Origin of the sequence: Pseudomonas sp. 2835 (assembly GCF_050435905.1) — a bacterium.
In the GTDB taxonomy this organism is placed as follows: Bacteria; Pseudomonadota; Gammaproteobacteria; order Pseudomonadales; family Pseudomonadaceae; genus Aquipseudomonas.
On record NZ_JBNDLE010000032.1, the window covers coordinates 1 to 21827 of the forward strand.

At 58.2% G+C, this 21827-nt stretch carries 38 protein-coding genes and 1 pseudogene; 20 read left to right on the top strand and 19 right to left on the bottom strand.

All coding sequences use genetic code 11. From position 1 onward, the window contains the following. Window positions 1-346 (bottom strand): annotated as a pseudogene (locus ABIE20_RS26615) (hypothetical protein); the annotation flags it as partial. 11 nt (window positions 347-357) lie between these two features. Here ABIE20_RS26615 and ABIE20_RS26620 point away from each other — a divergent pair. Continuing rightward, window positions 358-606, top strand: coding sequence for a hypothetical protein (locus ABIE20_RS26620; RefSeq protein WP_019097566.1), 249 nt, complete (start codon window positions 358-360; stop codon window positions 604-606). 40 nt (window positions 607-646) lie between these two features. On the opposite strand, the gene ABIE20_RS26625 is transcribed toward ABIE20_RS26620, so the two are convergent. Further along, complete coding sequence (locus ABIE20_RS26625; RefSeq protein ID WP_429508476.1) at window positions 647-1063, bottom strand: hypothetical protein; 417 nt, start codon at window positions 1061-1063, stop codon at window positions 647-649. 50 nt (window positions 1064-1113) lie between these two features. Continuing rightward, window positions 1114-1302: a hypothetical protein gene (locus tag ABIE20_RS26630; protein ID WP_429508477.1), complete on the bottom strand. Its 189-nt coding sequence runs from the start codon at window positions 1300-1302 to the stop codon at window positions 1114-1116. A gap of 217 nt (window positions 1303-1519) precedes the next feature. On the opposite strand from ABIE20_RS26630, the gene ABIE20_RS26635 reads away from it, so the two are divergent. After that, window positions 1520-2506 carry a fimbrial protein gene (locus ABIE20_RS26635; protein WP_429508478.1) on the top strand — a complete coding sequence of 329 codons (987 nt, stop codon included), beginning with the start codon at window positions 1520-1522 and terminating at the stop codon, window positions 2504-2506. A gap of 19 nt (window positions 2507-2525) precedes the next feature. On the opposite strand, the gene ABIE20_RS26640 is transcribed toward ABIE20_RS26635, so the two are convergent. From ABIE20_RS26640 to ABIE20_RS26690, 11 genes are all read right to left on the bottom strand, one after another. Continuing rightward, window positions 2526-2816, bottom strand: a complete 291-nt coding sequence (locus ABIE20_RS26640) for a hypothetical protein (protein ID WP_429508479.1) — start codon at window positions 2814-2816, stop codon at window positions 2526-2528. 254 nt (window positions 2817-3070) lie between these two features. Then, window positions 3071-3562, bottom strand: a complete 492-nt coding sequence (ssb, locus tag ABIE20_RS26645) for a single-stranded DNA-binding protein (RefSeq protein WP_429508480.1) — start codon at window positions 3560-3562, stop codon at window positions 3071-3073. 13 nt (window positions 3563-3575) lie between these two features. Further along, window positions 3576-4193 carry a lambda exonuclease family protein gene (locus ABIE20_RS26650; RefSeq protein ID WP_045194502.1) on the bottom strand — a complete coding sequence of 206 codons (618 nt, stop codon included), beginning with the start codon at window positions 4191-4193 and terminating at the stop codon, window positions 3576-3578. A 10-nt stretch (window positions 4194-4203) separates the two neighbouring features. Next, window positions 4204-4950 (bottom strand): ERF family protein, encoded by a 747-nt coding sequence (locus ABIE20_RS26655; protein ID WP_429508482.1) that lies wholly within the window; start codon window positions 4948-4950, stop codon window positions 4204-4206. 7 nt (window positions 4951-4957) lie between these two features. Then, window positions 4958-6067 (bottom strand): hypothetical protein, encoded by a 1110-nt coding sequence (locus ABIE20_RS26660; protein ID WP_429508483.1) that lies wholly within the window; start codon window positions 6065-6067, stop codon window positions 4958-4960. Window positions 6068-6224: 157 nt separating this feature from the next. Beyond that, window positions 6225-6419 carry a hypothetical protein gene (locus ABIE20_RS26665; protein ID WP_159388558.1) on the bottom strand — a complete coding sequence of 65 codons (195 nt, stop codon included), beginning with the start codon at window positions 6417-6419 and terminating at the stop codon, window positions 6225-6227. Continuing rightward, window positions 6416-6604 carry a hypothetical protein gene (locus ABIE20_RS26670; protein ID WP_429508484.1) on the bottom strand — a complete coding sequence of 63 codons (189 nt, stop codon included), beginning with the start codon at window positions 6602-6604 and terminating at the stop codon, window positions 6416-6418. The genes ABIE20_RS26665 and ABIE20_RS26670 overlap by 4 nt, the downstream gene beginning before the upstream one ends. Further along, on the bottom strand, window positions 6601-7017 hold the full coding sequence (locus ABIE20_RS26675; RefSeq protein WP_176794254.1) for a hypothetical protein: 417 nt from the start codon (window positions 7015-7017) through the stop codon (window positions 6601-6603). The genes ABIE20_RS26670 and ABIE20_RS26675 overlap by 4 nt, the downstream gene beginning before the upstream one ends. A gap of 376 nt (window positions 7018-7393) precedes the next feature. After that, complete coding sequence (locus ABIE20_RS26680; protein WP_429508485.1) at window positions 7394-7567, bottom strand: hypothetical protein; 174 nt, start codon at window positions 7565-7567, stop codon at window positions 7394-7396. 66 nt (window positions 7568-7633) lie between these two features. Beyond that, window positions 7634-7819, bottom strand: coding sequence for a hypothetical protein (locus ABIE20_RS26685; protein WP_429508486.1), 186 nt, complete (start codon window positions 7817-7819; stop codon window positions 7634-7636). A gap of 62 nt (window positions 7820-7881) precedes the next feature. Beyond that, entirely contained in the window at window positions 7882-8103 is a 222-nt protein-coding gene (locus tag ABIE20_RS26690) for a hypothetical protein (protein ID WP_429508488.1), read from the bottom strand. 547 nt (window positions 8104-8650) lie between these two features. On the opposite strand from ABIE20_RS26690, the gene ABIE20_RS26695 reads away from it, so the two are divergent. Next, window positions 8651-8968, top strand: coding sequence for a DUF1654 domain-containing protein (locus tag ABIE20_RS26695; protein ID WP_429508489.1), 318 nt, complete (start codon window positions 8651-8653; stop codon window positions 8966-8968). Between the two features lie 47 nt (window positions 8969-9015). Here the strand turns inward: ABIE20_RS26695 and ABIE20_RS26700 are convergent, their stop codons facing one another. The 5 genes from ABIE20_RS26700 to ABIE20_RS26720 all read right to left on the bottom strand — a co-directional run bounded on the left by ABIE20_RS26700 (window position 9016) and on the right by ABIE20_RS26720 (window position 13609). Next, window positions 9016-9534, bottom strand: coding sequence for a zinc ribbon domain-containing protein (locus ABIE20_RS26700; RefSeq protein WP_429508565.1), 519 nt, complete (start codon window positions 9532-9534; stop codon window positions 9016-9018). A 240-nt stretch (window positions 9535-9774) separates the two neighbouring features. Then, window positions 9775-10653 (bottom strand): DNA adenine methylase, encoded by an 879-nt coding sequence (locus tag ABIE20_RS26705; protein ID WP_429508490.1) that lies wholly within the window; start codon window positions 10651-10653, stop codon window positions 9775-9777. Between the two features lie 64 nt (window positions 10654-10717). Next, the gene (locus ABIE20_RS26710; RefSeq protein WP_429508491.1) at window positions 10718-12478 is read right to left on the bottom strand and encodes an AAA family ATPase; all 1761 of its coding nucleotides are present in this window, start codon (window positions 12476-12478) and stop codon (window positions 10718-10720) included. A 79-nt stretch (window positions 12479-12557) separates the two neighbouring features. Beyond that, on the bottom strand, window positions 12558-12797 hold the full coding sequence (locus tag ABIE20_RS26715) for a hypothetical protein (RefSeq protein ID WP_429508492.1): 240 nt from the start codon (window positions 12795-12797) through the stop codon (window positions 12558-12560). 2 nt (window positions 12798-12799) lie between these two features. Further along, window positions 12800-13609, bottom strand: coding sequence for a S24 family peptidase (locus ABIE20_RS26720; RefSeq protein ID WP_429508493.1), 810 nt, complete (start codon window positions 13607-13609; stop codon window positions 12800-12802). 100 nt (window positions 13610-13709) lie between these two features. Here ABIE20_RS26720 and ABIE20_RS26725 point away from each other — a divergent pair, with 100 nt between their 5' ends. From ABIE20_RS26725 to ABIE20_RS26805, 17 genes are all read left to right on the top strand, one after another. Then, window positions 13710-13949 (top strand): transcriptional regulator, encoded by a 240-nt coding sequence (locus tag ABIE20_RS26725; RefSeq protein WP_429508494.1) that lies wholly within the window; start codon window positions 13710-13712, stop codon window positions 13947-13949. 29 nt (window positions 13950-13978) lie between these two features. Beyond that, the gene (locus ABIE20_RS26730; RefSeq protein ID WP_093382436.1) at window positions 13979-14185 is read left to right on the top strand and encodes a hypothetical protein; all 207 of its coding nucleotides are present in this window, start codon (window positions 13979-13981) and stop codon (window positions 14183-14185) included. Window positions 14186-14204: 19 nt separating this feature from the next. Then, entirely contained in the window at window positions 14205-14405 is a 201-nt protein-coding gene (locus ABIE20_RS26735; RefSeq protein WP_093382440.1) for a hypothetical protein, read from the top strand. A 102-nt stretch (window positions 14406-14507) separates the two neighbouring features. After that, window positions 14508-15263, top strand: a complete 756-nt coding sequence (locus ABIE20_RS26740) for a phage antirepressor KilAC domain-containing protein (protein WP_429508496.1) — start codon at window positions 14508-14510, stop codon at window positions 15261-15263. Then, window positions 15263-16042 (top strand): DnaT-like ssDNA-binding domain-containing protein, encoded by a 780-nt coding sequence (locus tag ABIE20_RS26745; RefSeq protein ID WP_429508498.1) that lies wholly within the window; start codon window positions 15263-15265, stop codon window positions 16040-16042. Before ABIE20_RS26740 ends, ABIE20_RS26745 begins: the two co-directional genes overlap by 1 nt. Beyond that, the gene (locus ABIE20_RS26750; protein WP_429508499.1) at window positions 16039-16800 is read left to right on the top strand and encodes a replication protein P; all 762 of its coding nucleotides are present in this window, start codon (window positions 16039-16041) and stop codon (window positions 16798-16800) included. The genes ABIE20_RS26745 and ABIE20_RS26750 overlap by 4 nt, the downstream gene beginning before the upstream one ends. A 29-nt stretch (window positions 16801-16829) precedes the next feature. After that, complete coding sequence (locus ABIE20_RS26755) at window positions 16830-17054, top strand: hypothetical protein (protein WP_058540480.1); 225 nt, start codon at window positions 16830-16832, stop codon at window positions 17052-17054. Then, window positions 17054-17383 (top strand): hypothetical protein, encoded by a 330-nt coding sequence (locus tag ABIE20_RS26760; RefSeq protein ID WP_429508502.1) that lies wholly within the window; start codon window positions 17054-17056, stop codon window positions 17381-17383. Before ABIE20_RS26755 ends, ABIE20_RS26760 begins: the two co-directional genes overlap by 1 nt. A 166-nt stretch (window positions 17384-17549) precedes the next feature. Continuing rightward, window positions 17550-17927, top strand: a complete 378-nt coding sequence (locus tag ABIE20_RS26765) for a hypothetical protein (RefSeq protein WP_429508503.1) — start codon at window positions 17550-17552, stop codon at window positions 17925-17927. After that, window positions 17920-18081: a hypothetical protein gene (locus ABIE20_RS26770; RefSeq protein ID WP_429508505.1), complete on the top strand. Its 162-nt coding sequence runs from the start codon at window positions 17920-17922 to the stop codon at window positions 18079-18081. Before ABIE20_RS26765 ends, ABIE20_RS26770 begins: the two co-directional genes overlap by 8 nt. Then, entirely contained in the window at window positions 18074-18661 is a 588-nt protein-coding gene (locus tag ABIE20_RS26775) for a DUF1367 family protein (protein ID WP_429508507.1), read from the top strand. Before ABIE20_RS26770 ends, ABIE20_RS26775 begins: the two co-directional genes overlap by 8 nt. A 91-nt stretch (window positions 18662-18752) precedes the next feature. After that, on the top strand, window positions 18753-19355 hold the full coding sequence (locus ABIE20_RS26780; protein WP_429508509.1) for a recombination protein NinG: 603 nt from the start codon (window positions 18753-18755) through the stop codon (window positions 19353-19355). Continuing rightward, window positions 19352-19498, top strand: a complete 147-nt coding sequence (locus ABIE20_RS26785; RefSeq protein ID WP_429508510.1) for a hypothetical protein — start codon at window positions 19352-19354, stop codon at window positions 19496-19498. The genes ABIE20_RS26780 and ABIE20_RS26785 overlap by 4 nt, the downstream gene beginning before the upstream one ends. Then, window positions 19495-20184 carry a hypothetical protein gene (locus ABIE20_RS26790; protein WP_429508512.1) on the top strand — a complete coding sequence of 230 codons (690 nt, stop codon included), beginning with the start codon at window positions 19495-19497 and terminating at the stop codon, window positions 20182-20184. The genes ABIE20_RS26785 and ABIE20_RS26790 overlap by 4 nt, the downstream gene beginning before the upstream one ends. A 153-nt stretch (window positions 20185-20337) precedes the next feature. After that, complete coding sequence (locus ABIE20_RS26795) at window positions 20338-21150, top strand: hypothetical protein (RefSeq protein WP_429508514.1); 813 nt, start codon at window positions 20338-20340, stop codon at window positions 21148-21150. Between the two features lie 56 nt (window positions 21151-21206). After that, complete coding sequence (locus tag ABIE20_RS26800) at window positions 21207-21530, top strand: peptidase M48, Ste24p (RefSeq protein WP_258593563.1); 324 nt, start codon at window positions 21207-21209, stop codon at window positions 21528-21530. A 1-nt stretch (window position 21531) separates the two neighbouring features. Beyond that, a complete protein-coding gene (locus tag ABIE20_RS26805) occupies window positions 21532-21795 on the top strand; it encodes a hypothetical protein (RefSeq protein ID WP_429508516.1) in 264 nt (87 codons plus the stop codon). Window positions 21796-21827: the final 32 nt, after the last annotated feature.

The window sequence follows — 21827 nt, forward strand, 5'->3', positions numbered from 1 at the left end:
GCCGCTCTGGCCCGACTGATAGTTGGCACCGCCCATCTACCTCGCGAAGGTAGCCGTATGGCTTCATCGGCTCACCCTGGTGCTGGGCGGCTGGCTGGGCGAGAAGGGCGCGCAGTTCCTTGATGCCACGTTCTTGCGTGATACGCAGGCCGTTGCAGATGTCTTCGGCAAGGTCACGCGGCACGCTGACCATCTGCTCGGTGTTGCTGGATCGGTTTTCTGTGGGCATGGGATACCTCGCCGGGGTGGCGTGATTCGCAGAAATGGGGAAGGCGCTGTCAGGTTCTTCCAGCAGCGTCGGTTTGTTCAGGTAGTTGGTGTGTGCTATTCCGATAGGGTCGACCAAGGAGAGCTCTCATGAGATTTCTCATCGTTTTCGGAATCGCGTTAGCAGCCGCCCAGTTGGTTGGCTGTGGTGAAAAGGTGGAGGCGCAGCCGCAGGCCAACGTTGCTCCTAGTGCTTGCGGATGTTCTGATCAGGCAAACCTGATTGCGAATAAGCACGCCGTATACAATTGCAATTGTGGTGCGATGCAATGCGTCGTCGCATTTTCAGCAAATGGAACCGGCGGTCCCTTGGGGGAAGTTGCGTTGCAGTGCAAGTAGGTCCTTACCGGGTAGCTGGTTGTCTGGCAGCGCCGGACACTCAGGCGGCGGCTCGAACCTTGAAGGTAAGCATGGCCGTTGCGTCGTCGTTGAAACACTCAGCCAGCTCCTGATATGCCCGGTACTTGGCCTGGCTGCGAGTGGCTGCCCACACGCGCCGAACGTAATGGCGCGCGTCGCCAAGCATGTACTTCACGTCATCCCAGTCATACAGGCCGTTGGTGAGCACCTCGAACTGCTTCAGCGGCAGCTCTTCGGCCATTTCGCCGTACTGCATTTCCCAGGTTGGGTGGTAGTTACGGATGCGCTTCTTCGGGTCGCTGTCGAGGATGACACCGATGTAATGGCCGCGGTCGGCGATGATCACGCCAGGCTCGCCGTTGGCGATTACGCGGCGCCCGATCTCGGCTGGCACGTCGTAGTGGCGGCGAACGTAGTCGCAGTTGTAGTTGCTCATGGCTTTCTCCATGCATGCGCCGCCCTCCGTGGCCGGATGCGGCATGTTGATTACTTGAGAATTGCGCGGGCGCAGGCTTGGGTTTCGATCCAGAGCGCCGACGAAGGCCGCGCTTCGTACTTGACCAAGGCCTTGGCGATCCGCTCGGCCAACTCTTCCTTGCTACCGGTTAGAGCCGCCGGCGGGTGATGGGCAACCTGGATAGGCAGGTCGAATTGGCCCGGAAGGTCGATTCTCATGCGTCGCGTCTCCTTGAAGTGCTTCCAGCCCGCTGGGCGGCAAGTTGATCCATTGCTGGCACCGGGCATGCTCGGGTCCCTATCGCACTTTCAGCTTTTAGGAATCGTCTGATACTGGCTGGGCTCTCATGGAAGCATTATCGGTTTCCAGCGAAGCTATATCTCAAAGGATTACTCCTTGTACTGGCATTGCCCGTCTACTCCAGAAGGCTCCATCATGTTGTCCAAGAAGCTGCTTTTTATTGTTTGTTTATTCTTTATGCAGGTTGCTCCAAGCTATGCATTGAAGTGCCAAGAGGCTGGTACCGGCCGGATTGATGTTGAGGAAAGTATCAATGAAACTATAGCTATCCCGAACTCTTTGCCCGCGGGTACCGTGCTCTGGCGTCAAGCGACTAAAACAATTAGTGTTGAATGTTGGGTGGATATTGCCGGTAGGCCGGCAGAGAATATTTATTTCTATATGAATCCAAGTCGAGTTGACCTTGGTAAAGATATTGAAATTGGCGTGACATACCAGGGCAAAGACTATTTATACTCATCCTTGACCGGTGGCAAACTGGATATCGGATGGCGTGTTGATGGATGCACCGAGAACTGTGGCTGGCAGAAAGAAAAAAAGAGTATGTCCTACTCGTTGTTTTTCGTTAAGAAGTCACCTGCCGGAGATAATAAGGAGGGGCCAATTGCCCCGTTCGCAATCCATAGAGCGTTCCAGTTTGATGGGGTTGGCGGTGCGCGTCCCGGATCTAGCTACAACGTAATTGTCTCTGGCTTGAATAAATTTCGTTATCTACCATGTGAGTCGTTGATAAAAATCCATCCAAATGTCATCAATTTCGGTGCAATTCGCGCGTCGGGGGCGGTGGTGGGCGCGACGATCAAGGAAGTGCCATTCACTATAACCGAACAGCGAACCTGTAGTGCCGCCTATGGCCTGGGCGGTTATCTGGAACCGTTAACCGCTACATTGTCTGCGGCACAGGATACCCTAATTCCGACCGACAACAAATCGGTGGGGATTAGCTTGATCAACGAAGTTGATCAAAGCCCGTTAATATTTAAGAAAGAGTTTGTGCTGACGCCCAAGACTACTTCGACTACCAACTCACATAATTTTCTCGCGCGCTTGAAGTGGATGAGTGCGACGCCAGAGTTTGGTGAATTCAATGCGGGCGCAACCTTGGATGTTTTTTACAAATAAAATTTCAGATTTTCTTGATTCATAGATTTAAATGGAGGTCATGTCTTGTTCCTCTAGCGAGGAGTTCTATGGCGTTATCCTTCACCAACAGGATCATGTACCCGTAGCTGATGCCAAGCTTCTGCGCCACTTGGTTCCGAGTGATGCCGGTACCGGCCAGGGCCTTGACCTGCTTGCCGTGCTTGGCGCGCTGCTCATCGCGCTTCTTCCTCGTCTCTGCTCGGGCTCCGCGATCGGTGCTGCTGACCAGGAAGGTGATCAGGTGCGCCTTTGATAGCTGAAGAAGCCGGGCGCGCTCGGCCTGGCCCATCACTATAAGACGCCTGCTTTAATCCGCTGGGTGGCAAGTGAACATGCAGCTGCCGGCGGCGCTGCTGGGTGATCTTTTGGATGCGTCTCATGGGTAGCACACCTCAATTGGCTTCTTGTTCGTAGAGCCAGAGGGCATGACCACTAGTAGACGCTTGTTTCCGCGATACACGCCCCAGGGCCGACCAGTGGAAGTGGCCATGGCCGCCGCGTACTACACGGCGGGGATGGGCAGGGCGATTGTGGCGATCATGGTTACGCCCCGGCCAGGTGATGCAGCGGGGCGAAAGGGATGTCGTCGTCGAAGCTGTCGTAGTCCGGGCCTGGGGCGCCTTGCTGGTTCTGCGGCTGGGCCTGCGGGCGGCTCTGCTGGCGCTGCTGCTGGGGCCGAGGCTGTTGCTGCTGGCTTCCTTGCTGCGCCTGCGGCGGCGGGCTGCCGGCGAACTTGATGATGATCACGCGGCCGGTGAGCTTCACTCCCTGGGAGTGGTCGGCCTTGGTGTAGGTCTCGACGTGGGCGTCGTCGATGGTGAAGTGCAACTGCTGGCCCTTGAGCAGGTAGGGCGCCATGGCTTCGGCCTGCTTGCCCCAGAGCGTGGCGTCGACCCACTGAGTGGGGCGCTTGCCATCTTGGCCTTTGCGGCCGTATTCGCAGGCCAGGGCCAGGTTGCAGACGGCATTCCCTTCAGGCGTGTAGCGCAGTTCAGCGTCGCGGCCCAGGCGGCCGATATCGGTAAGAGTAGGCATCGTGATTCCTTGGTTATGCGGCCAGGCCGAGCACCTTGTTCATGCGCTCGTCGAGGATTTCGTAAAAGGTTTTCACCCGCTCGGTGAGCTTGCGGATCATGGCTTCGTCGCGGTACACGCGCTTGACGAAGAGCGGCATGCCGGGCCAGTAGCTGATGAAGTCGATCCACTCGCGCTCCGACACCCACAGGCCGCCCTGGCACTGGGCTACGTGCTCTTTTGGAACATCGCCAGCCAAGATCACGCCCACCTGAAACTTGGGCAGCTTGGTCTTGATCTCGGTGAGGCCGTCGTCGCCGACAAGGGCGTCAGGCGAGTAGCCGATGCCGTGGTTCAGTATGATCCCGACTGAGCGAGTCTTGAGGCTCTCGCGGTCCTCATAGAGCCCGCGCGCAACACCTTCAAGCTCGTGGCCCCGGATTGTTGCCTTTGTCTGGAAGGGGATCTCGGCGGCCTCTTCGGTGATGCGCTCGCCGATCAGCTGGTCCATGTAGGTGAAGGCGGCCACACCAAAGCCCGCTTCGCCCTTGCCACTTACCAGCAGGCAGTCCAGCTCCGAGCAGGTGATGATGCCCAAGCGCAGGGCCAGCCACTCCGGCGTGCCTTGCTCGATATCAGTGATGATCTGCATGGGAGGTCTCCTAGTCTGCGGCTGTGTTCTGGTTGGCTGACTTGGTGAGCATGCCCAGCACCTGGTCGAACGCGGCTTTCTCAACCGCAGATGGGGTGCCATGGATGCTGGCGAACGCGGACTTGGCTTTGTCGCTGCAGCGTTCCAGCAGCATGGCCAGCTGGCTGGCTTGCACCGAAGTTACCCGCGGCGTCACGACTGCACCGTTGCCGTCGTCGTCCTCGCCGGTGGTGGTGAAGTTGAGCAGGGCACCGGCGGTGTACCGCTTGCCGTAGCTCACGCTGGAGGCCACGGCCTGGACGCCGTTCTTGCTGCCTGTGGTATCGGCCGGCAGGACCAGGGAGGTGGTTTCCCGATGCCCGGCGCGGTGACTCAGTACGCCCTCGACCTCGATCCCGCGCTCGTTGCGTGGCGTGCGGAAGGAGAGGGCAAAGCCGTGGCGGGCCAGCACTGGCTTGATCATCTCGTTGATGTCCTCCCAGAGCGCATAGGTGCTCTGGATGCGGCCGCTCTTGTCTTTGATCCCGCCGCGCTCGCCGATCACCGGCAGCTCTTCCTGCATGGCGGCCAGGGCCTCGTCGAACTGCTGCTTGGCCTGCAGGGCCTGAATGTTCTGGTGCATGACCATCAGGCGCTCCATCTTGTCGATGTCGGCGTTCGGGGACATGGCAACCTGCTGGATAATCTGCAGAACGGTGACCGACTCGGTGGCGATCACTGGGCTGTTGGTCTGTTCGACCCGGGCTACTTGGCTCATGGCGACCTCAGTAGGAAATGGAGACGTTGGGGATCTTGCGCTGCGCGATCAAGGTGACCGCTTGCTTGGCGCAGGCCTCAGGCATGCCACCAGCAATGAAGGCTTCCAGCGCTGCGCGGTTGATGCTCCGGCGATGGGCTTCGTCGCGTTCGCGGGCTTGCTGCTGGCGGAGTATCTCGGCCGCAGCGTCGTCTGCCCGGCGGCGTTCATCAATGCGAGCTTGTTCAGCCGCCTGCTCGGCACGTTGTGCTGCGGCCTGGCGCTCCTGCTCGGCGCGCTGCTCTGTGGCGACTCGATCTGCTTCGGCCTGGGCCCTTGCGCGCTCGGCTTGCTCGGCCTGCAGCTTCAGCTCCAGCTCGCGGCGGTCGGCGGTGGCCTTGGCTTCAAGTTCGCGGCGCTGGGTGGCTTCGCGCTCGGCCTGGGCCTTCTGCTCGGCTTCGATCCGGGCGCGCTCGGCGGCTTCCCGAGCGATGCGCTCTTCGCGCTCTTTCTGCTCGCGGGCTTCAGCCTCGGCGCGCAGGCGGGCCAGTTCGGCCTGTTCCGCTTCGTACTGCTGGCGGGCGGCGAGGGCGGCGCGCAGCACCTTCAGCGAATCGTCCTTGGCCCGGGCTGCTTCGGCTTCGAACTCTTGCCACTGCTCGCCCAGGGCGATGGCCTCAACCTTGGCGATGCGATCAGCCAGATCTTCGGCGGTAATGCCTTCCAGCGCTTCGGCGTGGAGCTTCAGGTGGGCAATGGCGTTGTTGTGTCCGTCTACCCGAGCATCCTCGGCTGCCTGCCAATCATCCAGAGGTTTGCGCACCTCCTTCTGCCAGGATTCAAGGATGTCCCAAACACGTTTGCGCTCTGCATCGATGCGGCCAGGAACCTTCTTTTGTTCTGCTGAGAGCTCCTTGCCCTTGTTTTCGATTGCCGTCTTGGTGCGTGCAACCTCATAGGCCATGGACGCGATTTCCTTGCGGCCTTTGACGGTTTTCAGGTCAGGAACCACGGCCAGGAATTCGTCGATCTTCACGCGAATCTGGTTCAGCCATGGCTCAAGGCCCTTTTCAGCGCTGTACACCGCCAATGCTGTTTCCTGGGGCGGGGCAACGATCAGTTCTTTTTCTGCGGACATGCGAATCTCCCGCGCCATCCCTGCGGTGGGCGCTGATGAAGGGGTTACTGAGTGATCCGATCAGCGAGAGCGCTGAGCAGCATCAAGAAGGTGAAGAGGGCGATAGCTGGGAAAGCGCCGCGCCAAAGCAGGTAGCGGCGTTGGCGTTGGTGGCTGGTCATGGCCGAACCCTCACCGCAATCCGGCCACCTTTCATGGTTGCGCTCAAGCGGCGTGGCAGGCTGGCCACTGCACGTTCACGCGGCAGGCCGATCACCTCATTGAAGGGAAGCCCGAAGCCCAACATCACCAGCCTGGCTTCAATCTCGTCGCATTGCTCATCGATGAGCGATTTAACCGGTGCAGTGCTCATGCAACCTCCTTGCGCCGCTCGGCAACCCGGCGAACGCGCTCGCAGTAGTGTTTGAACTCGTCGGCGTTGATGCCGCCAGCAGTGAAGTGGCGGACGATCAGGGCTTCGGTTAGGGTTTCCTGCAGCCTCGACCCTGATTGCTCAAGGTCGTCCAGGGCGCGGTCTATGGCGATGTGTGGGCTCATAACTCAGCGTCCTCGGCCTGGGCGATCAGCGCGTCATCAGCCAGCGGCTCAAGGAACTCTGCGGCCAGGTCAATCAGGTGCTGATCCGGCTTGTCGTCGCCCAGCAGGCTCGCTGCCGTGGTCCTGCAAGGCTCGCCAAAGGCCGCCTGAATGACGATCTCTGCCAGCCAGTCGCCTTTGTCCTCGCCATTCTCCCAGCGCTTCAACAAGAGCAGCTGAATGTGGGTCTTGAACTCGGCGAAGGTGACGATGCGCGATGCACGCAGGCGGCGCTGCACCTTGATGTCGCTGCCCCGGGCCAGTTGCTCGCCGGCTTCTTCAAGCCATGCTTGGCGGGCAGAGTCGCGGGCATCAACCACTGGAGGCGCCTGCCGGTTGTCGTACTCAAACTGAGCTTTTCGAAGTGCGCCCATGGTCGTCTCCAGTTGGATTGTGCGGCCGCATTGGCCAGATGCCAGGCGCGGGTGACCAAACCCAGCCGTGAGACTGGCCTGGCACCTGCCGATGCGGTCGATTTGAAGGGAAGGGGGGCAGGCGCCCGGCGCTGCCCGGGAAGCATCTGGTCTGGCCGGGAAGGCCCCGGATTCGCCTGCGGTGATGCGATCTGCATCGGGGTGTGATCTGCGCTTGTCATCGCAAGGACGCCCATTCAGTACCGCCTCAAGGGCTCAGCGCGTTGACGTCGCGCCCGGTATGGAGTCGCCTTTCCAGATCACACTCCGATGCAGCCTGGTGATGGGGAACCAGGTGATCGGGCAGTTAACGTCAGGCTGACGTGGCGCTGGTTGTTCAGTCGTTGACGCCTTCGACATCAACCCACTGGCCGCCGACGTAGCGGGTTGGCGTGAATGGCTCGCTGATATCGACAATGTCGAGCAGGCCGTCATCCGCACCGCGCAGCTCGTCGTCGGTGACGTCTTCGGCGCTCTTCATCTCGCCGTCTTCGAAAATGAGCAGGTACATCGTTTTGCCCTCCAGGGCGGTTGATTTCCCGTCAGCCCCTCGTGAGAAGGGCTGCCAGTGAAATCGTCATGCTGCGAACAACTCTTGCTGCTCCGGCGCCGGCATCAAGAAAGCCACCAGCTCCTCGCTTGGCCATTCCGTGACGTCCGTCCAGTCGGGGTGGAGCACCTTGAGCTCAGCCGGGTGCAGCCACCGTCCTTGCTGCTTGTCTGGGCTGATGCAGAACTTGAAGCCTTGGTCTTTCAGATGCATCGCGTTGTCCTCCAGTTGATTCCCAATGCCGCCTCATAGAAGCGGCATCAGTGAATCGTCGGTTACGCAGCGCGAGCCAGTTCCTGTTGAGCCAGCAGCTCAGTAACAGCCTCGGCCGGCGTACAGTCGTCGGCGTAGAAGTCGTGCAGGTCGCTTTCCTCCTGCGAGCCCAGGGCGACCTGGTGGCCGAGCAACTGGGATGCCTTGTCGAGCCAGCGGTAGTAGGTGCGTTCTTCTGCGTCTGCGCGGCATTCGTCAGCCGCCATGGTTGCCATGTTGAACATCGTGAATCCCTCCGGTTGATTTTCCGGATGCCCCTCGCAAGAAGGGCACCGAGAAAATCTCGTGCTGCGGTCACTCCAAGCGCCTATAGATGCCCTTTTAGCTGGACCTTTCAGGGAGACGGTTTGAAGCGCAACCCTCGGTCCGTCTTGCGCGGCCAACCCTGTGTTCCTGGCTGACTGGCGTTCGTCGTGACGTTGAGCAGGCGAAGGTTCACTTCGCAGTAGCCAGTTCCAGAGCTGGCATGGGGATCGAATTTATTGCTCGCGCTGTGCCGTTGCCGGGATCGATCCGCGAGGTTCCCATCAATGTGTAAAGAGCGGTGAGGCTTGAGGGCCTCCCGAGGGGCTGTGTGGCGCCTCGATGGATGCAAATTAGCAATCGCTAAACTTATCGTCAATAGCAAATGCTAAATTATTTTTCAGAACTCCTCCCACCCTTCATGAATAACCAGGGTAAAGGTCGGCGAGCTGGGGTTTTACAATCTGCTAAATCTGGGTATGCTTCCGCCAAGAACTGTACATCCATACAGCTATAAAGGAGCGAGCAATGTCACGCCCGCAAAAGCAGAAGCAACAAGAACGCACCTCGATGAGCGGGATAGAGCGGCTGACGCTCAGGGTTTCAAACATGATTAATCACCCAATCGCACAGGATCAGCGCTGGGTAACAATCCATCGCCTGGACACAGATGGCGACCGGGAGTGGGATGACGTGATGGGGTCGATCGCCGAGGTGGACGGAATTGAAATGACGTTCAACGACGACGAATCATTAACCCTGCGCTGGGAGGCGTCTTCCGAAGAAGACCCTCAGGCAGAAACTCATGATGAATTTGTGGCGATTGAGGAAGAGGCGCCTTTCTGACGACCACAAAAAAGCCCGCGCTGACCGGGCTTCATCGAAAAGCTCGTTCAGTCGGGCAGGGGAGGGAACTTGCCGCTCACGGTGTCGCGATAGTCAACGGTCGCAAAAACGCTTTGCTCGCCTGACAGGCGCTTTGCCGCAACTTTGGCCTCATCCTTCGTCGCAAAAGGCCCTGCACCTATATTGGCTCCATCCATTGGGACAGCAGGGAGTCCTAGAGCCTCAATAGCCGCCCGCGCCCTTTCTTGGTCCTCACCAGGCCGGCAAGGCACAGAGGCAACCCATCCATGCTTTAATTTGGGAGGTGCGACTGCTTCAGCCTCAGCGCCGCAAAACCGGCATTTAACGGCTGCTAACTTGATCTGCTCAGCGCATTGCGGGCAGGCTCTGGTGTCGCTGTAGCTCGCCGCGATCTTGTCGCTGCTCCCGCGACCGCCACGCATGTTCATCAGAATGCCAGCTATCAGCAGGATGCCCCCAATGATCGTGTAGTTCTGCCGCTCAGCCATGAGCCCAAGGTTATTCACTCGGCCTAGGCCTGCTGGTACAGACACATCCATTACCATGGCGCCACCCAACAGTAGTACGCCCACCACAATCACCAGAATTCCGAATCCCCGCACAGGTATCCCTCCCAAGACAAAACTGCCATCCTACCACCCTGGCCCAGCGCCATCATCCAGACAAAGAAAAGCCCGCCTGGGGGAGGGCGGGCTAAGGGTTTCACGGATGAGAATTCACCATGCCTGCGGTGAGGTGAAAATTCTGTGAAGGATAGGCGTGCAGTCGGTTATGGCTTCGTAGCGTCAAGCTACAGCAGTTGCCTTCGGAATCTCAGCATCTGGAATCTTTAGGCCATTCTTGAAAAACATTACCTCGTCGCCGACATATCTGGCCTGGGCAGTGTAGTGAAGACCATATTTCAGGGCTTCGGTCTCGTTGTACATTTCGCAAATTTGGGGGGCATTGTCGTAGGACACAACCCATTGCCTATTGAATTCCGGCGACTGGAGCAATTGGGCAATTTGGAGATGGTCGTCGTGTTTGTAGAAGTTTCGATACAGGTCTCGGCCCTTCACATAGTAGGGAGGATCCAGGTAGATCAACGAGCGGCTTGGGAGCAGTTCCGACACCCTGCTCAGAAGGCTATACGCATCCTCTTGGTGGACCGTGATGCTGTTTGCATGCCGGCCAATTCGCTCAAGCCTCGCTGCGATCATTTCTTTGTTAAATCGAGCATCAAGTCTGTACGTACCAGTTTGCGCTTTACCCCCGATGACACCCCCTTTGAGAATTCCGGAGCGATTGGTCCGATTGACAAACAGGGTGGCGAAGCCTTTTTCAGTAATGGACAGGTCTGGGTCTTGGGCAAGCATCACTTGGCGCAGGCGATACCATTCATCCATTGTGATGGGGGTATCGTGCAGGATCTTTAACAGCCCCTCAGGATCAGACGTCGCAGCAAACCAGAAAGCATGAACTGCAGGGTCGAGGTCGTTGATGTGGATGTGGCTCGCATGGCCATCGAACAGAAGCTCCAGCGCTACACCTGCACCGCCAGCAAACGGCTCTAGGTAATGACCGCCATCCAAGCCGTTGGCACGCATGACCTCTGCGATGAATGGCGCAAAACGCGCCTTGCCGCCAGGGTAGCGTAGCGGGCTATACAGCTTGTTGGAGTACATGTGATCTCATCCTTCGAGGCTCTCAAGCCTCAGTTTACCGCCGCGCAGTATACTTGGCCAGCCTTCAAAATGTGAGCTTTGCAGTATGAGTGGCAGCGGCAACGAGCTCAGTTTCGAACTTTTCCACTAGTGTTTGATGCTCTGAAAGCCACAGCTCGACCAGCCGCCACTCTTGGATAATTTCGAGCCTTTCGTTCCACCACCGCTTTGCCGGCTCACGCTTGGTAATGTCGGTGTTACCTCGCAGGAGATGCTCCTTTAGCTGGTCGCTAGTCACCCCGCAGGCTCCAAGCTTTGATCTTGTCTCTGGGTAGGATGCGTTATTGCCAGATAGCGTTTTGGCAAACTCGTAAATGGTTCGCTCTGGAGAAAAGCTTGAGCCGTTCGGTTCGCCTCCCCCAGGAAGCTTTACCACATTTTTAAGGGTGCCCTTCCCGTTTTTCACTGAAGCATCGGCATCTACAACAATCAAAACTTTTTTGAAGTGCGAATCAAAGGCTTGTAAGCCTTGCAGGTTGTTACATCCAACACTAATTGGAATAGATTTTAGGCTGGCCCCGCAAGCGTTTTTTACTTTCTTCTTAAGCTGCGGCGTTAGAAGTGTGCGGAGGAAAAAATCAGCTTCTGCGTCTTCTAAGTAAATTTTCAGATATTTAGGTTGTGCTTTTGTTTTTTTGGGTGCTTTTGGTGGAATTAACAGCATATCGTTTCGGATTGATTGGATCGATGGGTCGACCAATACGCGAGGCTGAACTGTATCCGTAAGGTAGACAATGGAGTCCATAGACATCCCACTGCCTCCGATTGGATTGTTCTCAGGATGTGCCGCTTCGAGTAAACATAGTGAGTGAGTGGTAGCAACAACCTGTATGCGAAATTTCTTCGCATAGGTTCCAATGGTCTCTATCAGCCTCTGTTGCGCATGAGGATGGAATCCAGCGTCAAGCTCATCGATAACTAAGAGCCCCCCTGGATACTCTTGCCACTCCCTCTCTAGCTTTCTAAAGGATGCAAAAGCTGTAGCGATTGCGCTTAGGCTGTCCTGTCCGAGTGAAACACTTTTGGGGCTATGGCCATACTCAGGATGTTTCGCAATCTTATTTGTACCCTGGATTGATTGTGTGGTTATAACCTTTCCGGCTTGCTCCGCGTCCGCTAGATTTATTACGCTGGAGATGAAATTTGCGATAAACGTCGCATCCGTTGAGTCTATGATGGTATCAACAAGGTTGACTATTTTTTCAGGATCACTTTCACCAATAGGGATCATCCGGGTCATCCCTAAATATATTGTCGGCAATGGAACCTTGGCCGCCACGCCCACTGTGATTCCGTGTTCGTCCTGAACGAAGCTACTGTCAGGTTTATTCCTAGGCACAACCCTAGCTTCTAGTCGGGTTGTCTCCCCATCACTATTAATGACAGTCCTTTTTGAAAGGGCGCATCTTTTTTGGAATGGTGTGGAGTTTATTTCATATTCAAGCACTGGGCTTGGAAGAGTGTTCGCTTCCTGGTGAGACAGAAACTCGCTCTCGTAATCTATGTGAATGATCTCGTTAAGTAAGCCTCTAAAAAGTTTTCCGGTATAGCTGCTATGTTTTTTGGTTGTAAGTCCAGAGCCATTCGCGACAAGCGCCAAAATAGTTGATTTGCCAATACCGTTGTGACCGGCAATGAGTGTCAATCTTGGGGCGAACTCAATTGTTAGATTTTTCAGCTTTCTGAATGCAGGCTGCTCGATAATAAGCTTTTTTACACTAATCTGCTGAAAATTTAGGCTCGTTTGATTGGCAAGTTTTTTCTTGCTCGTATGACGTGGTGCCATGATTGTCCTTGTCATTATCGACTTATGTTTCTAACTGATTCTGTAATTACAAAAATTACGTCATGCCCACAAACGCTCTCTAACTTCCCGCAGACTTTGTAATTCTCCCACTCTTCACCTCGTCCCCATACCCAACCAACCGATCCTCCCCAGCCTGCATCACCTGGCAGATCCTGATCACTGCCTGGGCGTCGGCCTCATTCCCGGCTTCACTCAGGCGAACAGCAATTCTCATCAGCTCGACCGCTGACCACTTCAGGTCAGAGGCCAGGCCCTGGAGGTCTCGGCGCAGGTCTTGGTTGGGCTTGGTTAGGGGCATGGCTAGGCTTTCCTGGCGTTCCAGATAAGGAGGACCTTGGCGTGGATCGTCACGTCGTCGATGCGCGCCGTCTGATTCTCGTAATGCTGGTTATCTGAGATCAGGCGATAGTGCTCTTCGTCTAAGCGCATCACACGCTTGATGTACAAATCTTGGTGCCAGGTTAAAACGTAGATCCCTTCGCCGATGAAGTCCCTTACGCCCTTATCGACAATGACTAGGTCCTTATCGTTAATGGTGCCTTCCATGCTTTGCCCCCAGCCATTGATCATCGCCAAGGCAGTCGCAGAGGTATAGGTAACGCCCTTTTCCCGGAGGATCTCCTCACGTACGACTAGATTCCGGACCACTTCTGTGTACTCGGGAGGGAGCTGGCCGTCGCCCATGGCGGCGCGAATGTCATAGTGGGGAATTAGGATCTCTTCGTTCGTTGGGCGCAGGCTTGAAATATTTGCAGGAAGAAAAGTTGACGACCCGTCATCTGGCTCTTCCGCAGCTGCAACTATTCGATCCCGCGCCTCGCTGGAAAACCCTTTCACCTTGGCGAGTGACAGCTTCAGCTGATCAATGGCTGATAGCCCGGCTTTCGGTGGGGCATTTTTTTCAGGTGCGACAGGATTGACCAGGGTACCGGAAGGTAGGCCAATCTTCTCCTCGAGGTTCGCCGCGGCTTTCTCTCCGAGGTTTCTGTGCCCGTTGAGGATCTGGGACAGATACGAAGCATCCAGCCCATGCTGATTAGCGAAATCTTTCTGGGATGCCCCGGCCATTAAGGTCTTGAGGGCATCCACTCTCTGCTTGTTGATATCCATTCCCCCATCATCGCCATCTGTTAGCAATCAGTAAATTACGATCTGCTATTGCCTGGCCTATTAGCAGTTGCTAATCTGTGGGCTATACGGAGGTGCACCTATGAATCTGCACGACTACATCAAGCCTTTCGATAAACAAACGCTGGACAGCTTTGCAGCCAGTTGCGGCACCACTGCGGGTCAGTTGAAGCAGGTTGCATATGGCTATCGTCGACCTGGCGCAGCTTTGGCTATCAGCATCGAGCGTGAGTCCTCGCGCGCAGTTACCTGCGAAGAAATGCGCCCAGATATCGACTGGGCGTACCTGCGCAGCACCGACCCAAGTAAAGCAGCCGCTTAACCCATTCCAACCGCAAGGAGCAGTAACTCATGGGCTTCAAAGACCCAATGACCCAGCGCCGTGACTTGGCCAGAAAGGTTCGCCTTTATCCATTGCTCGATCGGCAGCTTCAGCGCGCAGCTCACAAAAGCCGCCGCGAGTACGCGACATACCTTTTTGAAATGCTCGAGTGGGCCGCCGTGAATGGTGGCATCGAAGCCCTCATGCCCGACGACCTGAAGGATATCGCGGGCTAGAGGCCCTCAGGAGGGCACGATGGAATTTACAGAAGAAAACGTGCCGCCCGAGACCAGAGCCAAGATCCACAGCCTCATGAAGGCTAGAGGGTGGACGTTCGAGGAGGCGGTAAACGAGATCCTTCTCGAAGCGATCACCTCGGGGGCGACGGTCTTCGTTGGTAGGCGCAAGGCACCAGTTTTGACGCTGGTGGGACTGAAGAGACCCTCTACCGGATAAGTGAGGGTCTCAAGGCGGGCCTCAAGAGGGCCTCAAATTTCAGACACAAAAAAGCCGGGATTCCGCCCCGGCTCTCTGCAACACAAAACTCTGAAGGGAATTATGCATATGCAGACCCAAAGTGTACAGGCCCTCAAGCGGGCCGCGCCACAAAATGCGAACGACGAAAACGTGGCGCGCACGATGAGCAGCATCGAACTGCGAGACCTCATCAACGATGCACGCTTTACCGCTGGCGAGCCAAAAGTCAGGAATGACCAGTTCCTTTCACGGGTCGAGGACGAGCTGGGCGATGAGCTTGAGGGGGTGCAAAAATATTACACCCCTGTTTACGGCAACCAAGTCGCCACCTACAGCCTGACGCTGGATCAATGCATGCTGGTTGGCATGCGTGAGTCGAAGGCTGTCCGTCGAAGTGTCCTGGCCAAGCTCAAGTCCCTCGAAGCGCCACGCGTCATTGCAACACTGCCGGACTTCTCCAGCCCGGCAGCCGCCCGCGCGTGGGCTGAGCAGTACGAGCTGCAGCAGGCCGCCAACCAGGCCCTGGCCGTTGCCGCGCCAAAGGTTGAGTTCGTCGACCGCTATGTCGAAGCCACAGGCCTGAAGGGCTTCCGCCAGACCGCCAAGCTCCTACGGGCTAATGAGGCCCGCTTCCGCGAGTTCCTGCTCGACAAGAAGATCATGTACCGCATGGGCGGGGAATGGCAGGCGTACCAGCAACACATTGACGCCGGCCGGTTCGATATCAAGACCGGCACCACTGAAGGCGGTCATGCGTTCAACCAGACCAAATTTACCCCGAAGGGCGTCACCTGGGTGGCCGGCCTGTGGGCTCAGTACAACCTGGAGGCCCAATGATGGCCCGCATTCGCACTGTCAAACCCGAGTTCTGGTCGAGCGAGCAGGTCATGTCCTGCAGCCCGCTGGCTCGCCTGTTGTTCATCGGCCTCTGGAACTTCTGCGACGACGGCGGCAATCACCCGCTGGCGCCCCGGACCATTAAGGCCTTGGTGTTCCCCGGCGATGACATTACCACCGGCCAGGTGAGCAACCTGCTTGGCGAGCTTGAAGGCGCGGAGCTGACCCTGAGCTACTGGGTAGCCGGGAAAAACTACCTTCATGTCCGCGGCTGGAAACACCAGAAGATCGAAAAAAAGAACTACAAATACCCTGCGCCACCGGCTGAATCTGATGACGATTCGGAGAGTGGTCGTCGACAATTCGCCGAGGAGTCGTCGACTGGTCGTCGAGCGGTTGACCCCGGAAGGGAAGGGAAGGGAATAGGAGAAGATCAACACAACACTCAACGCGCGGAGCAGGAAAATTCCGCCGACCCAAAGGCGCCCTGCGAAATGACCCTTGAGTGGGTGCCGGACCAGAAGCTCCTGAAGGCCTATGCGCACCGTATGGGTATCCCTGTTGACCACTTCACCGCCGAAGCCACAGCCGCGTTTGTCTGTCACTACTCGGCGTCTGGCCGCATGGAGACTCAAGCGTCCTGGGTGAGCCTGTTGGTGAAGTGGGTGAAGCGCGACGCAGCTGCCGGTAGCAATGTTCGCCAGTTCCCGCTGAAGCGCCAGGCGAATGGTCCTGATTTCAACAGCACCAGCTGGGCTGACGACCTGGGGGCGCTATGAGCAAGCCAAAGCCGCCGCAAAGCGCAACCCAGCTCATGGCCAAGGCCACCAACCTGCCGCCAGTCATTCCGGTCACCGCGAGGCAACTGCCGCCCGGCACAACCGAAGTGGTCAACGCCCTGTTCAAGGAGCTGCAGGCGATCTTCCCGGCGTGGAAGCAAGCCTGGCCAGACAACGAGGCGTTGAACGCAGCAAAGCGCAGCTGGGTTAAGGCGTTCATCGCCGCTGAGATCAACACCCTGGAGCAGATCCGCTATGGCCTGCTGAACTGCCGCCAGTTCGGCGGCGACTTTGCCCCGAGCGTTGGCAAGTTCATCAAGTGGTGCCAGCCGACGCCGGAGATGCTGGGCATTCCGTCGCACGACAAGGCATTCCGCGAAGCGCTGGAGAACTCGCACCCGAGCCGGGCTGACAATCGCGCCTGGTCACACCCGGCGGTGCGCCACGCCGCGCTGCAGTGCGAGCTGCACAACCTGGCTGACCAGATCTCGGAAAAGGCCAGCAAGATCTTTGACCGGGCCTACGACATCACCATTCGCCTGCTGGTGCAGGGCAAGCCGTTGGAAGACATCGCGATCGGCATCGGCCACGACAGCCAGAAGAGCGCTGCCGAGCTTGCCGAAGAGCATGCAAGGCAGAAGCAAGCCCGCCTGCTGGCGGTACAGCAGATCCCGTCCGGCGCCGCCGCGTGCCGTGCACACCTGCTGGCCAAGTTGAACATCAAGCGCGCCGGGCAGCTGGCCGGGGAGGGGGTGTGATGCCTTTGACGACTCGACAAGTAATCGCGATGCGCAACATCGCCCACTCCCTCAAGGAGTTCTACAGCGACTGCGACGCGGCGGTAACTGACTTCATCTCCCCTGGATGGATCGCTGTGATCGACGACCGCACGGCCCTGATCTGCGAGCAGTGCCATGGCGAGGGCCAAGTAGGAGGCCTGACCCCAGACGGCTACGACAGTGAGAAATGCGACGCCTGCGACGGCACCGGCCTGAATCTGGAGAAGCACTGATGGACACCACCAAGTCTGCGGCTGATTGGGCTGATGCCCACTGGTCTCCGCTCACGGGCGAGGGCACAGAGTTAACCAGCTTCAACACCTGGCATCACCGGCGGTTTGGCTTTGTCGATCATCGCAATGTCACCTGTGCAAGTCGCTGGGCAATTTGGCAGGCCTCCCGCGAGGCTGTGGTGGTTGAACTGCCACCGGCGCCGGCCAGGCCGGAGGAGCCAGAGTTTGCCCTCGATGACAGTCACATGGATGCCTATAACGCGGCAGTCCGCATGCGTGATGCCTGCGCGAAGGCCATCGAGGCCCAAGGCCTGAAGGTGAAGCCATGACAGCTGCTTACTTTCTGATTGTGCTCTACACGGGCTCCAACGGTTACGCCCTGACTTCTGTCCCGATGGAGTCTGCCGAGGAGTGCAAACAGGCGGCAGCTCAGGCGAAGGCCGACCTTGAGCGCGCCTTAACCACTGTTCGTACCTCCTGCGTGAGGGCCAAACCATGAACATCGACAAAGCAAAGCTGATGGCCTTGGCCGAGGCAGGTGCTGCTAGCGGCAACTGGCTGGAGTGTCCGGCAACTGACGTCCTGGCCCTGCTCGCGGAGATCGAGATGCTGAGTGCTCAGCGATTGATGCATCTCCGGCTCAACGTGAGTCTCCGGGCACGCCGGAAGGCATGGGTCTCGCACTGTGAAAAGGCCGAGGACCAGCTTCTGGATGTCCAGGGCGAGCGCGACCAGCTCAAGGCCGAGAACGATGCGCTGCGCAAGGCTCTCGGTGACCTTCTTGCGTTGTACGAGGACGACGAAGGTTGCCGTGATCTGCCTGAGTACATAGCCGGGCGAGCGGCCATGGCCACGGAGGCGAGCCATGGATAAGTTCGGCCTGCTTTTCGCGCTGATCGTAGGCGTCTCTATCGGCTGGGCCTGGGCTCATCACACTGTAGCCACTGAGTGCGAGCGCCTGGGTAGGTTCTACGTCGGTAAGCGCACCTTCGAGTGCAACAAGATTGAGGAGCGAAACCATGGCTGAGCTCGCCCTTATCCGCACCGCCCAGGGCCTGGTGCCGGCCACCGAAGCTGACCGCGAAACCATCCAGTGCTGGAAGGCTGGTCAGGTCATCCACGGCAAGTTCACCAAGATGCGCAACGCCAAGTTCCACGGCAAGTTCTTCGCCATGCTGGATCTTGCGTGGGATTACTGGGAGCCGGTCGGCGGCCTGGTGCCTCGCCAGGAGCTGCGCGGCATCCGTGGGCTGGCCAAGTTCTTTGAGGAGGCCAGCGGCAAGCCAGGCCAGCTTTCCGATGCAGTGTCGGCCTATATCGCCAAGATCGAAGCCGACCGCGCCGAGCGCTTCCCGTCCGTAGACAAGAGCCGCGAAGCCTTCCGCGAGTGGGTGACCATCGAGGCCGGACACTTTCACCTGGTACGCACGCCTGAGGGCGTCCGCAAGGAAGCCAAGTCGATCAGCTGGGCGAACATGGACGACACCGCATTTGAGCCCCTGTATCGCGACGTCTTCAACGCCTGCTGGCGCCTGGTGCTGTCCGCTCATTTCGAAACCGAGCAGGCCGCCCTGGCTGCTGCTGACCAGATTGGGAGCTTTGCATGATCTGGATTATTGCCCTGATCCTGGCGCTCACCGGTGAGCCCTTCGCCTCAGTTATCGCCTGCATGATCGGCCTGCTTATGGGGAGCAAGTGATGCGCGTAGCCCTCAAGGAAGTGAAGCAGAAGACCTGCAAGGGTTGCGGCGGCAAGTTCCGGCCATCGCTTTCGACGCAGAAGGCCTGCAGCGTGAAGTGCGCCATGGTCCTGGCAAAGCAACCGGCGAACCTGAAGGTAGCCCGGAAAGCGATCGACCAGCGCGAGCGCAGCGAGATCAAGGTACGCAAGGAGAAGCTCAAGACCCGGACAGACCATGTGCGTGAAGCCCAGGCCCTGTTCAACGAGTTCATCCGCCTGCGCGATGCCGGCCAGCCGTGCATCAGCTGCGACTCACTGCCCAGTGATCACGACCTGATCACCGGGAGCCGCTGGGACGCCGGCCACTACCGCTCTGTTGGCGCTTGCCCTGAGCTGCGCTTCGAGCCGCTCAACGTGCACCGACAGTGCGTGAAGTGCAATCGCAACCTGTCCGGCAACGCGGTCGAGTACCGCATCCGGCTGGTACAGCGAATTGGTGCTGACCGGGTGGCCTGGCTGGAAGGGCCTCATCAGGCCTGCAAGCACACCATCGACGACCTGAAGGCCATCAAGGCCGAGTACCGGGCAAAGATCAAACAGCTGAAGGAGGCTGCAGCATGACCACACCATGGGCGTTTTTCATTCTGGCTGTGATGCTCGTGGCATCCGGCGCCGTGCTTGCCTGGGGCGCTGCAGTCGCCCGCAAGCGTAGTAGCGAAGAATTCATCTTGAGGAAATCCAAGCGGGCAGGGGGTAAGCCATGAAGTACCAGAGCGTTTTGGCAGCAGTAGTGCGTGCGCTGGCGGCAGAGACCATGAGCGGCGTGGGTGGTGGCGACTTCGAGCCGAAGGTGCAGGCTTCGAAGCTGAAGGGGGAGATCACCGGCAAGGACGCGGCGATGCTCGTGGACTGCTGGGTGCATGCCCGCCTGCACAGCAAGTTGATCCCGAGACACTGGAATGCGCTGACAGCCAGGTTCTCCACCCACAAGGCTAAGAAGGTCGACGCGATTGGCAAGCTGGTTCCGCTGATCGCCACCCAGGCGCCGGACTTGTTCCGTTACAAGGCGGTCACCGCCTGGGCTATCCCGCCGGTGAAGGGAGTGCAGCCGCAAATCGGGCATGAGGTGGCCAGCCGGGCGGCTCGTGATCGTGCTGAGTTCGATTCGCTGCATGCTGGCGTGGTCAAGCACCTGGCGGGCGGCGAGATGCCAGAGGATGCAGGACAGGCGCGCCGCGACCAGTACGTGAAGCGCTCCACCGACATGATCGTGCTGCCGGCAGAGTTCTACGACATAAACACCTGGGACGGCCAAGGCCTGAATCGGACCACCTACTGGCGCTGGAAGAAGGCCATCGAGAAGGTGCTCGAAGAGATGGTCACCGAGGCCCTGGCAGCCTCCGGCAAGATTTTGGAGGAAGAAGGCGTTTTGATGTCAGATGCCGCTTGACACCTGTGCAACAATGCAACATTATTTGTTCATCCTGTCATTCCTGCGTGTGTTGAGGATTGGCGAAAAGAACCCGGCCAAGTGCCGGGTTTTTTATTGCCCCCAAGAGGGCCTCAATAGCCCCTCTAGCGAGGGAACAACTGGAGCAGATCGATGAGCGAATCCACTCAAGCGCAGATGGATGCGCTCAGCCTCACTGTTTGCCGCCTGCAAGCCGAGCTTTCGCAGCTGAAGGCGGATCGAGATGCTTGTGATGCGGCTGTTGCCGAAGCTGCAGCTGCAAACCGTGCGGCCATCGAGTCGGCCTGCGGCAGCGTGATCAGTAGCTTCAATGGCGCGGTGCAGATGAATGTCGGTACCGGCGAGCTCAAGTTTCGGGATCCTGAAGAGGCATCGAAACCGACTGGCGAGCCTCGCTTCATTACCGCCGGCAAGCTATCTGATGTTTGCGGTCAGCTGGATTGCGACCTCAAGACCGGAGTCTTCACTGTTCGCAGTCCATCGGGCGCTGTGTCGTGGGGTGATCTTGAAAAGGGTGAGGTCACTGGTCGTATCGATCCAGGCTCTGATGTTGAGTCGCTCGACCTGGGCGGCGTCACTCTCTACGGCGATCTGGCCGTCAAGGTGCGTGAGGTTCAGGGCATCCTGGCAGCCCACGGCGCTGGTGAGTTGAAGGTGGTCAAGCCCAAGGTCGAAGAGGGTAAAGACTTCCTCGTTGTCGATGGCCAGATGTTCATCAGCCAGGCCTGTGTTGACGCTAGCAAGCTCGCAGCTGGATACGCCATCAAGACTGAAACCCTTGGCAACGGCCTTGAGGTTATGGCCGGCCTGATCAGTGAGTCCCAGCTGGGTGAAGAGCTGCGCAAGAGAACCGAGTGCATCAGCGCGGATGACGGCCTGGCCTGCGCCGTCCGGCAAGTCATCCGCGAAGAGCTGCGACCAGGCGGCATGCTGAACTCCCGCTAATCCTGCTGCACCTTACCCGCCTTGAGCGGGCTTCTTTTTTTCATGGAGCACCACCTATGGCCGAGCCAACAAGCGCCGCCGCGAGCGTAGTGCTGGGCAAGTACGGGGTGGTGATGGCTGCATTCATCGGCTCGATTCTCTCGCTTGGCTTCCTGAAGGACCTGACCCGCTTCCAGGCTGCGACTGCTGTTGCAACTGGCTTCGGCTTCTCGGTTTACCTGACCCAGCCTGTCACTGCCTGGCTTGCCCCCAAGCTTGAACTTGCGGTGACCGATGACCTGCTGTGCGGCGTGGCCTTCGTGCTGGGCCTTACAGCCATGAACATCATCCCGGCAATCAAGGCTGCCATGGGGTCGTTCGTCGCGGCGCGAGGTGCCTGACATGAACAGCATCCTGGTTTCAGCGCTGACCGCCCTGGACGTGTTTCTGTGCGTTCTGGTTGTGGTTGCCGCCTGTGACTACCTGCGCAAGGTTCGCCCGGCTGACCAGCCGCTACTGAGCATCGCTTTGTACCTGGTGGCCATCGGTGGGTTCGGTGCATTCGTCACCGCCCTACAGGGTCACTGGGTAAACCCATTTGGCGCGATGCTCCACGCTGGGGTGGTCGCCTATGCCTGGGCCCGGCGCCGCCATGTTTTCGGCTGACCCGCGCCACAAATTCAAGGTGCGTCATTTCG

Coding starts and splice junctions, on each gene's coding strand:
- ABIE20_RS26665 (WP_159388558.1), bottom strand. CDS start 6,419: ATGAGCACTGCACCGGTTAAATCGCTCATCGATGAGCAATGCGACGAG.
- ABIE20_RS26675 (WP_176794254.1), bottom strand. CDS start 7,017: ATGGGCGCACTTCGAAAAGCTCAGTTTGAGTACGACAACCGGCAGGCG.
- ABIE20_RS26735 (WP_093382440.1), top strand. CDS start 14,205: ATGGAATTTACAGAAGAAAACGTGCCGCCCGAGACCAGAGCCAAGATC.
- ABIE20_RS26765 (WP_429508503.1), top strand. CDS start 17,550: ATGAACATCGACAAAGCAAAGCTGATGGCCTTGGCCGAGGCAGGTGCT.
- ABIE20_RS26690 (WP_429508488.1), bottom strand. CDS start 8,103: ATGTTCAACATGGCAACCATGGCGGCTGACGAATGCCGCGCAGACGCA.
- ABIE20_RS26755 (WP_058540480.1), top strand. CDS start 16,830: ATGCGCAACATCGCCCACTCCCTCAAGGAGTTCTACAGCGACTGCGAC.
- ABIE20_RS26700 (WP_429508565.1), bottom strand. CDS start 9,534: ATGGTAATGGATGTGTCTGTACCAGCAGGCCTAGGCCGAGTGAATAAC.
- ABIE20_RS26730 (WP_093382436.1), top strand. CDS start 13,979: ATGGGCTTCAAAGACCCAATGACCCAGCGCCGTGACTTGGCCAGAAAG.
- ABIE20_RS26635 (WP_429508478.1), top strand. CDS start 1,520: ATGTTGTCCAAGAAGCTGCTTTTTATTGTTTGTTTATTCTTTATGCAG.
- ABIE20_RS26740 (WP_429508496.1), top strand. CDS start 14,508: ATGCATATGCAGACCCAAAGTGTACAGGCCCTCAAGCGGGCCGCGCCA.
- ABIE20_RS26685 (WP_429508486.1), bottom strand. CDS start 7,819: ATGCATCTGAAAGACCAAGGCTTCAAGTTCTGCATCAGCCCAGACAAG.
- ABIE20_RS26660 (WP_429508483.1), bottom strand. CDS start 6,067: ATGTCCGCAGAAAAAGAACTGATCGTTGCCCCGCCCCAGGAAACAGCA.
- ABIE20_RS26725 (WP_429508494.1), top strand. CDS start 13,710: ATGAATCTGCACGACTACATCAAGCCTTTCGATAAACAAACGCTGGAC.
- ABIE20_RS26650 (WP_045194502.1), bottom strand. CDS start 4,193: ATGCAGATCATCACTGATATCGAGCAAGGCACGCCGGAGTGGCTGGCC.
- ABIE20_RS26805 (WP_429508516.1), top strand. CDS start 21,532: ATGAACAGCATCCTGGTTTCAGCGCTGACCGCCCTGGACGTGTTTCTG.
- ABIE20_RS26775 (WP_429508507.1), top strand. CDS start 18,074: ATGGCTGAGCTCGCCCTTATCCGCACCGCCCAGGGCCTGGTGCCGGCC.
- ABIE20_RS26800 (WP_258593563.1), top strand. CDS start 21,207: ATGGCCGAGCCAACAAGCGCCGCCGCGAGCGTAGTGCTGGGCAAGTAC.
- ABIE20_RS26705 (WP_429508490.1), bottom strand. CDS start 10,653: ATGTACTCCAACAAGCTGTATAGCCCGCTACGCTACCCTGGCGGCAAG.
- ABIE20_RS26620 (WP_019097566.1), top strand. CDS start 358: ATGAGATTTCTCATCGTTTTCGGAATCGCGTTAGCAGCCGCCCAGTTG.
- ABIE20_RS26640 (WP_429508479.1), bottom strand. CDS start 2,816: ATGGGCCAGGCCGAGCGCGCCCGGCTTCTTCAGCTATCAAAGGCGCAC.
- ABIE20_RS26695 (WP_429508489.1), top strand. CDS start 8,651: ATGTCACGCCCGCAAAAGCAGAAGCAACAAGAACGCACCTCGATGAGC.
- ABIE20_RS26630 (WP_429508477.1), bottom strand. CDS start 1,302: ATGAGAATCGACCTTCCGGGCCAATTCGACCTGCCTATCCAGGTTGCC.
- ABIE20_RS26710 (WP_429508491.1), bottom strand. CDS start 12,478: ATGGCACCACGTCATACGAGCAAGAAAAAACTTGCCAATCAAACGAGC.
- ABIE20_RS26655 (WP_429508482.1), bottom strand. CDS start 4,950: ATGAGCCAAGTAGCCCGGGTCGAACAGACCAACAGCCCAGTGATCGCC.
- ABIE20_RS26780 (WP_429508509.1), top strand. CDS start 18,753: ATGCGCGTAGCCCTCAAGGAAGTGAAGCAGAAGACCTGCAAGGGTTGC.
- ABIE20_RS26670 (WP_429508484.1), bottom strand. CDS start 6,604: ATGAGCCCACACATCGCCATAGACCGCGCCCTGGACGACCTTGAGCAA.
- ABIE20_RS26745 (WP_429508498.1), top strand. CDS start 15,263: ATGGCCCGCATTCGCACTGTCAAACCCGAGTTCTGGTCGAGCGAGCAG.
- ABIE20_RS26625 (WP_429508476.1), bottom strand. CDS start 1,063: ATGAGCAACTACAACTGCGACTACGTTCGCCGCCACTACGACGTGCCA.
- ABIE20_RS26760 (WP_429508502.1), top strand. CDS start 17,054: ATGGACACCACCAAGTCTGCGGCTGATTGGGCTGATGCCCACTGGTCT.
- ABIE20_RS26770 (WP_429508505.1), top strand. CDS start 17,920: ATGGATAAGTTCGGCCTGCTTTTCGCGCTGATCGTAGGCGTCTCTATC.
- ABIE20_RS26680 (WP_429508485.1), bottom strand. CDS start 7,567: ATGTACCTGCTCATTTTCGAAGACGGCGAGATGAAGAGCGCCGAAGAC.
- ABIE20_RS26785 (WP_429508510.1), top strand. CDS start 19,352: ATGACCACACCATGGGCGTTTTTCATTCTGGCTGTGATGCTCGTGGCA.
- ABIE20_RS26795 (WP_429508514.1), top strand. CDS start 20,338: ATGAGCGAATCCACTCAAGCGCAGATGGATGCGCTCAGCCTCACTGTT.
- ABIE20_RS26715 (WP_429508492.1), bottom strand. CDS start 12,797: ATGCCCCTAACCAAGCCCAACCAAGACCTGCGCCGAGACCTCCAGGGC.
- ABIE20_RS26720 (WP_429508493.1), bottom strand. CDS start 13,609: ATGGATATCAACAAGCAGAGAGTGGATGCCCTCAAGACCTTAATGGCC.
- ABIE20_RS26790 (WP_429508512.1), top strand. CDS start 19,495: ATGAAGTACCAGAGCGTTTTGGCAGCAGTAGTGCGTGCGCTGGCGGCA.
- ssb (WP_429508480.1), bottom strand. CDS start 3,562: ATGCCTACTCTTACCGATATCGGCCGCCTGGGCCGCGACGCTGAACTG.
- ABIE20_RS26750 (WP_429508499.1), top strand. CDS start 16,039: ATGAGCAAGCCAAAGCCGCCGCAAAGCGCAACCCAGCTCATGGCCAAG.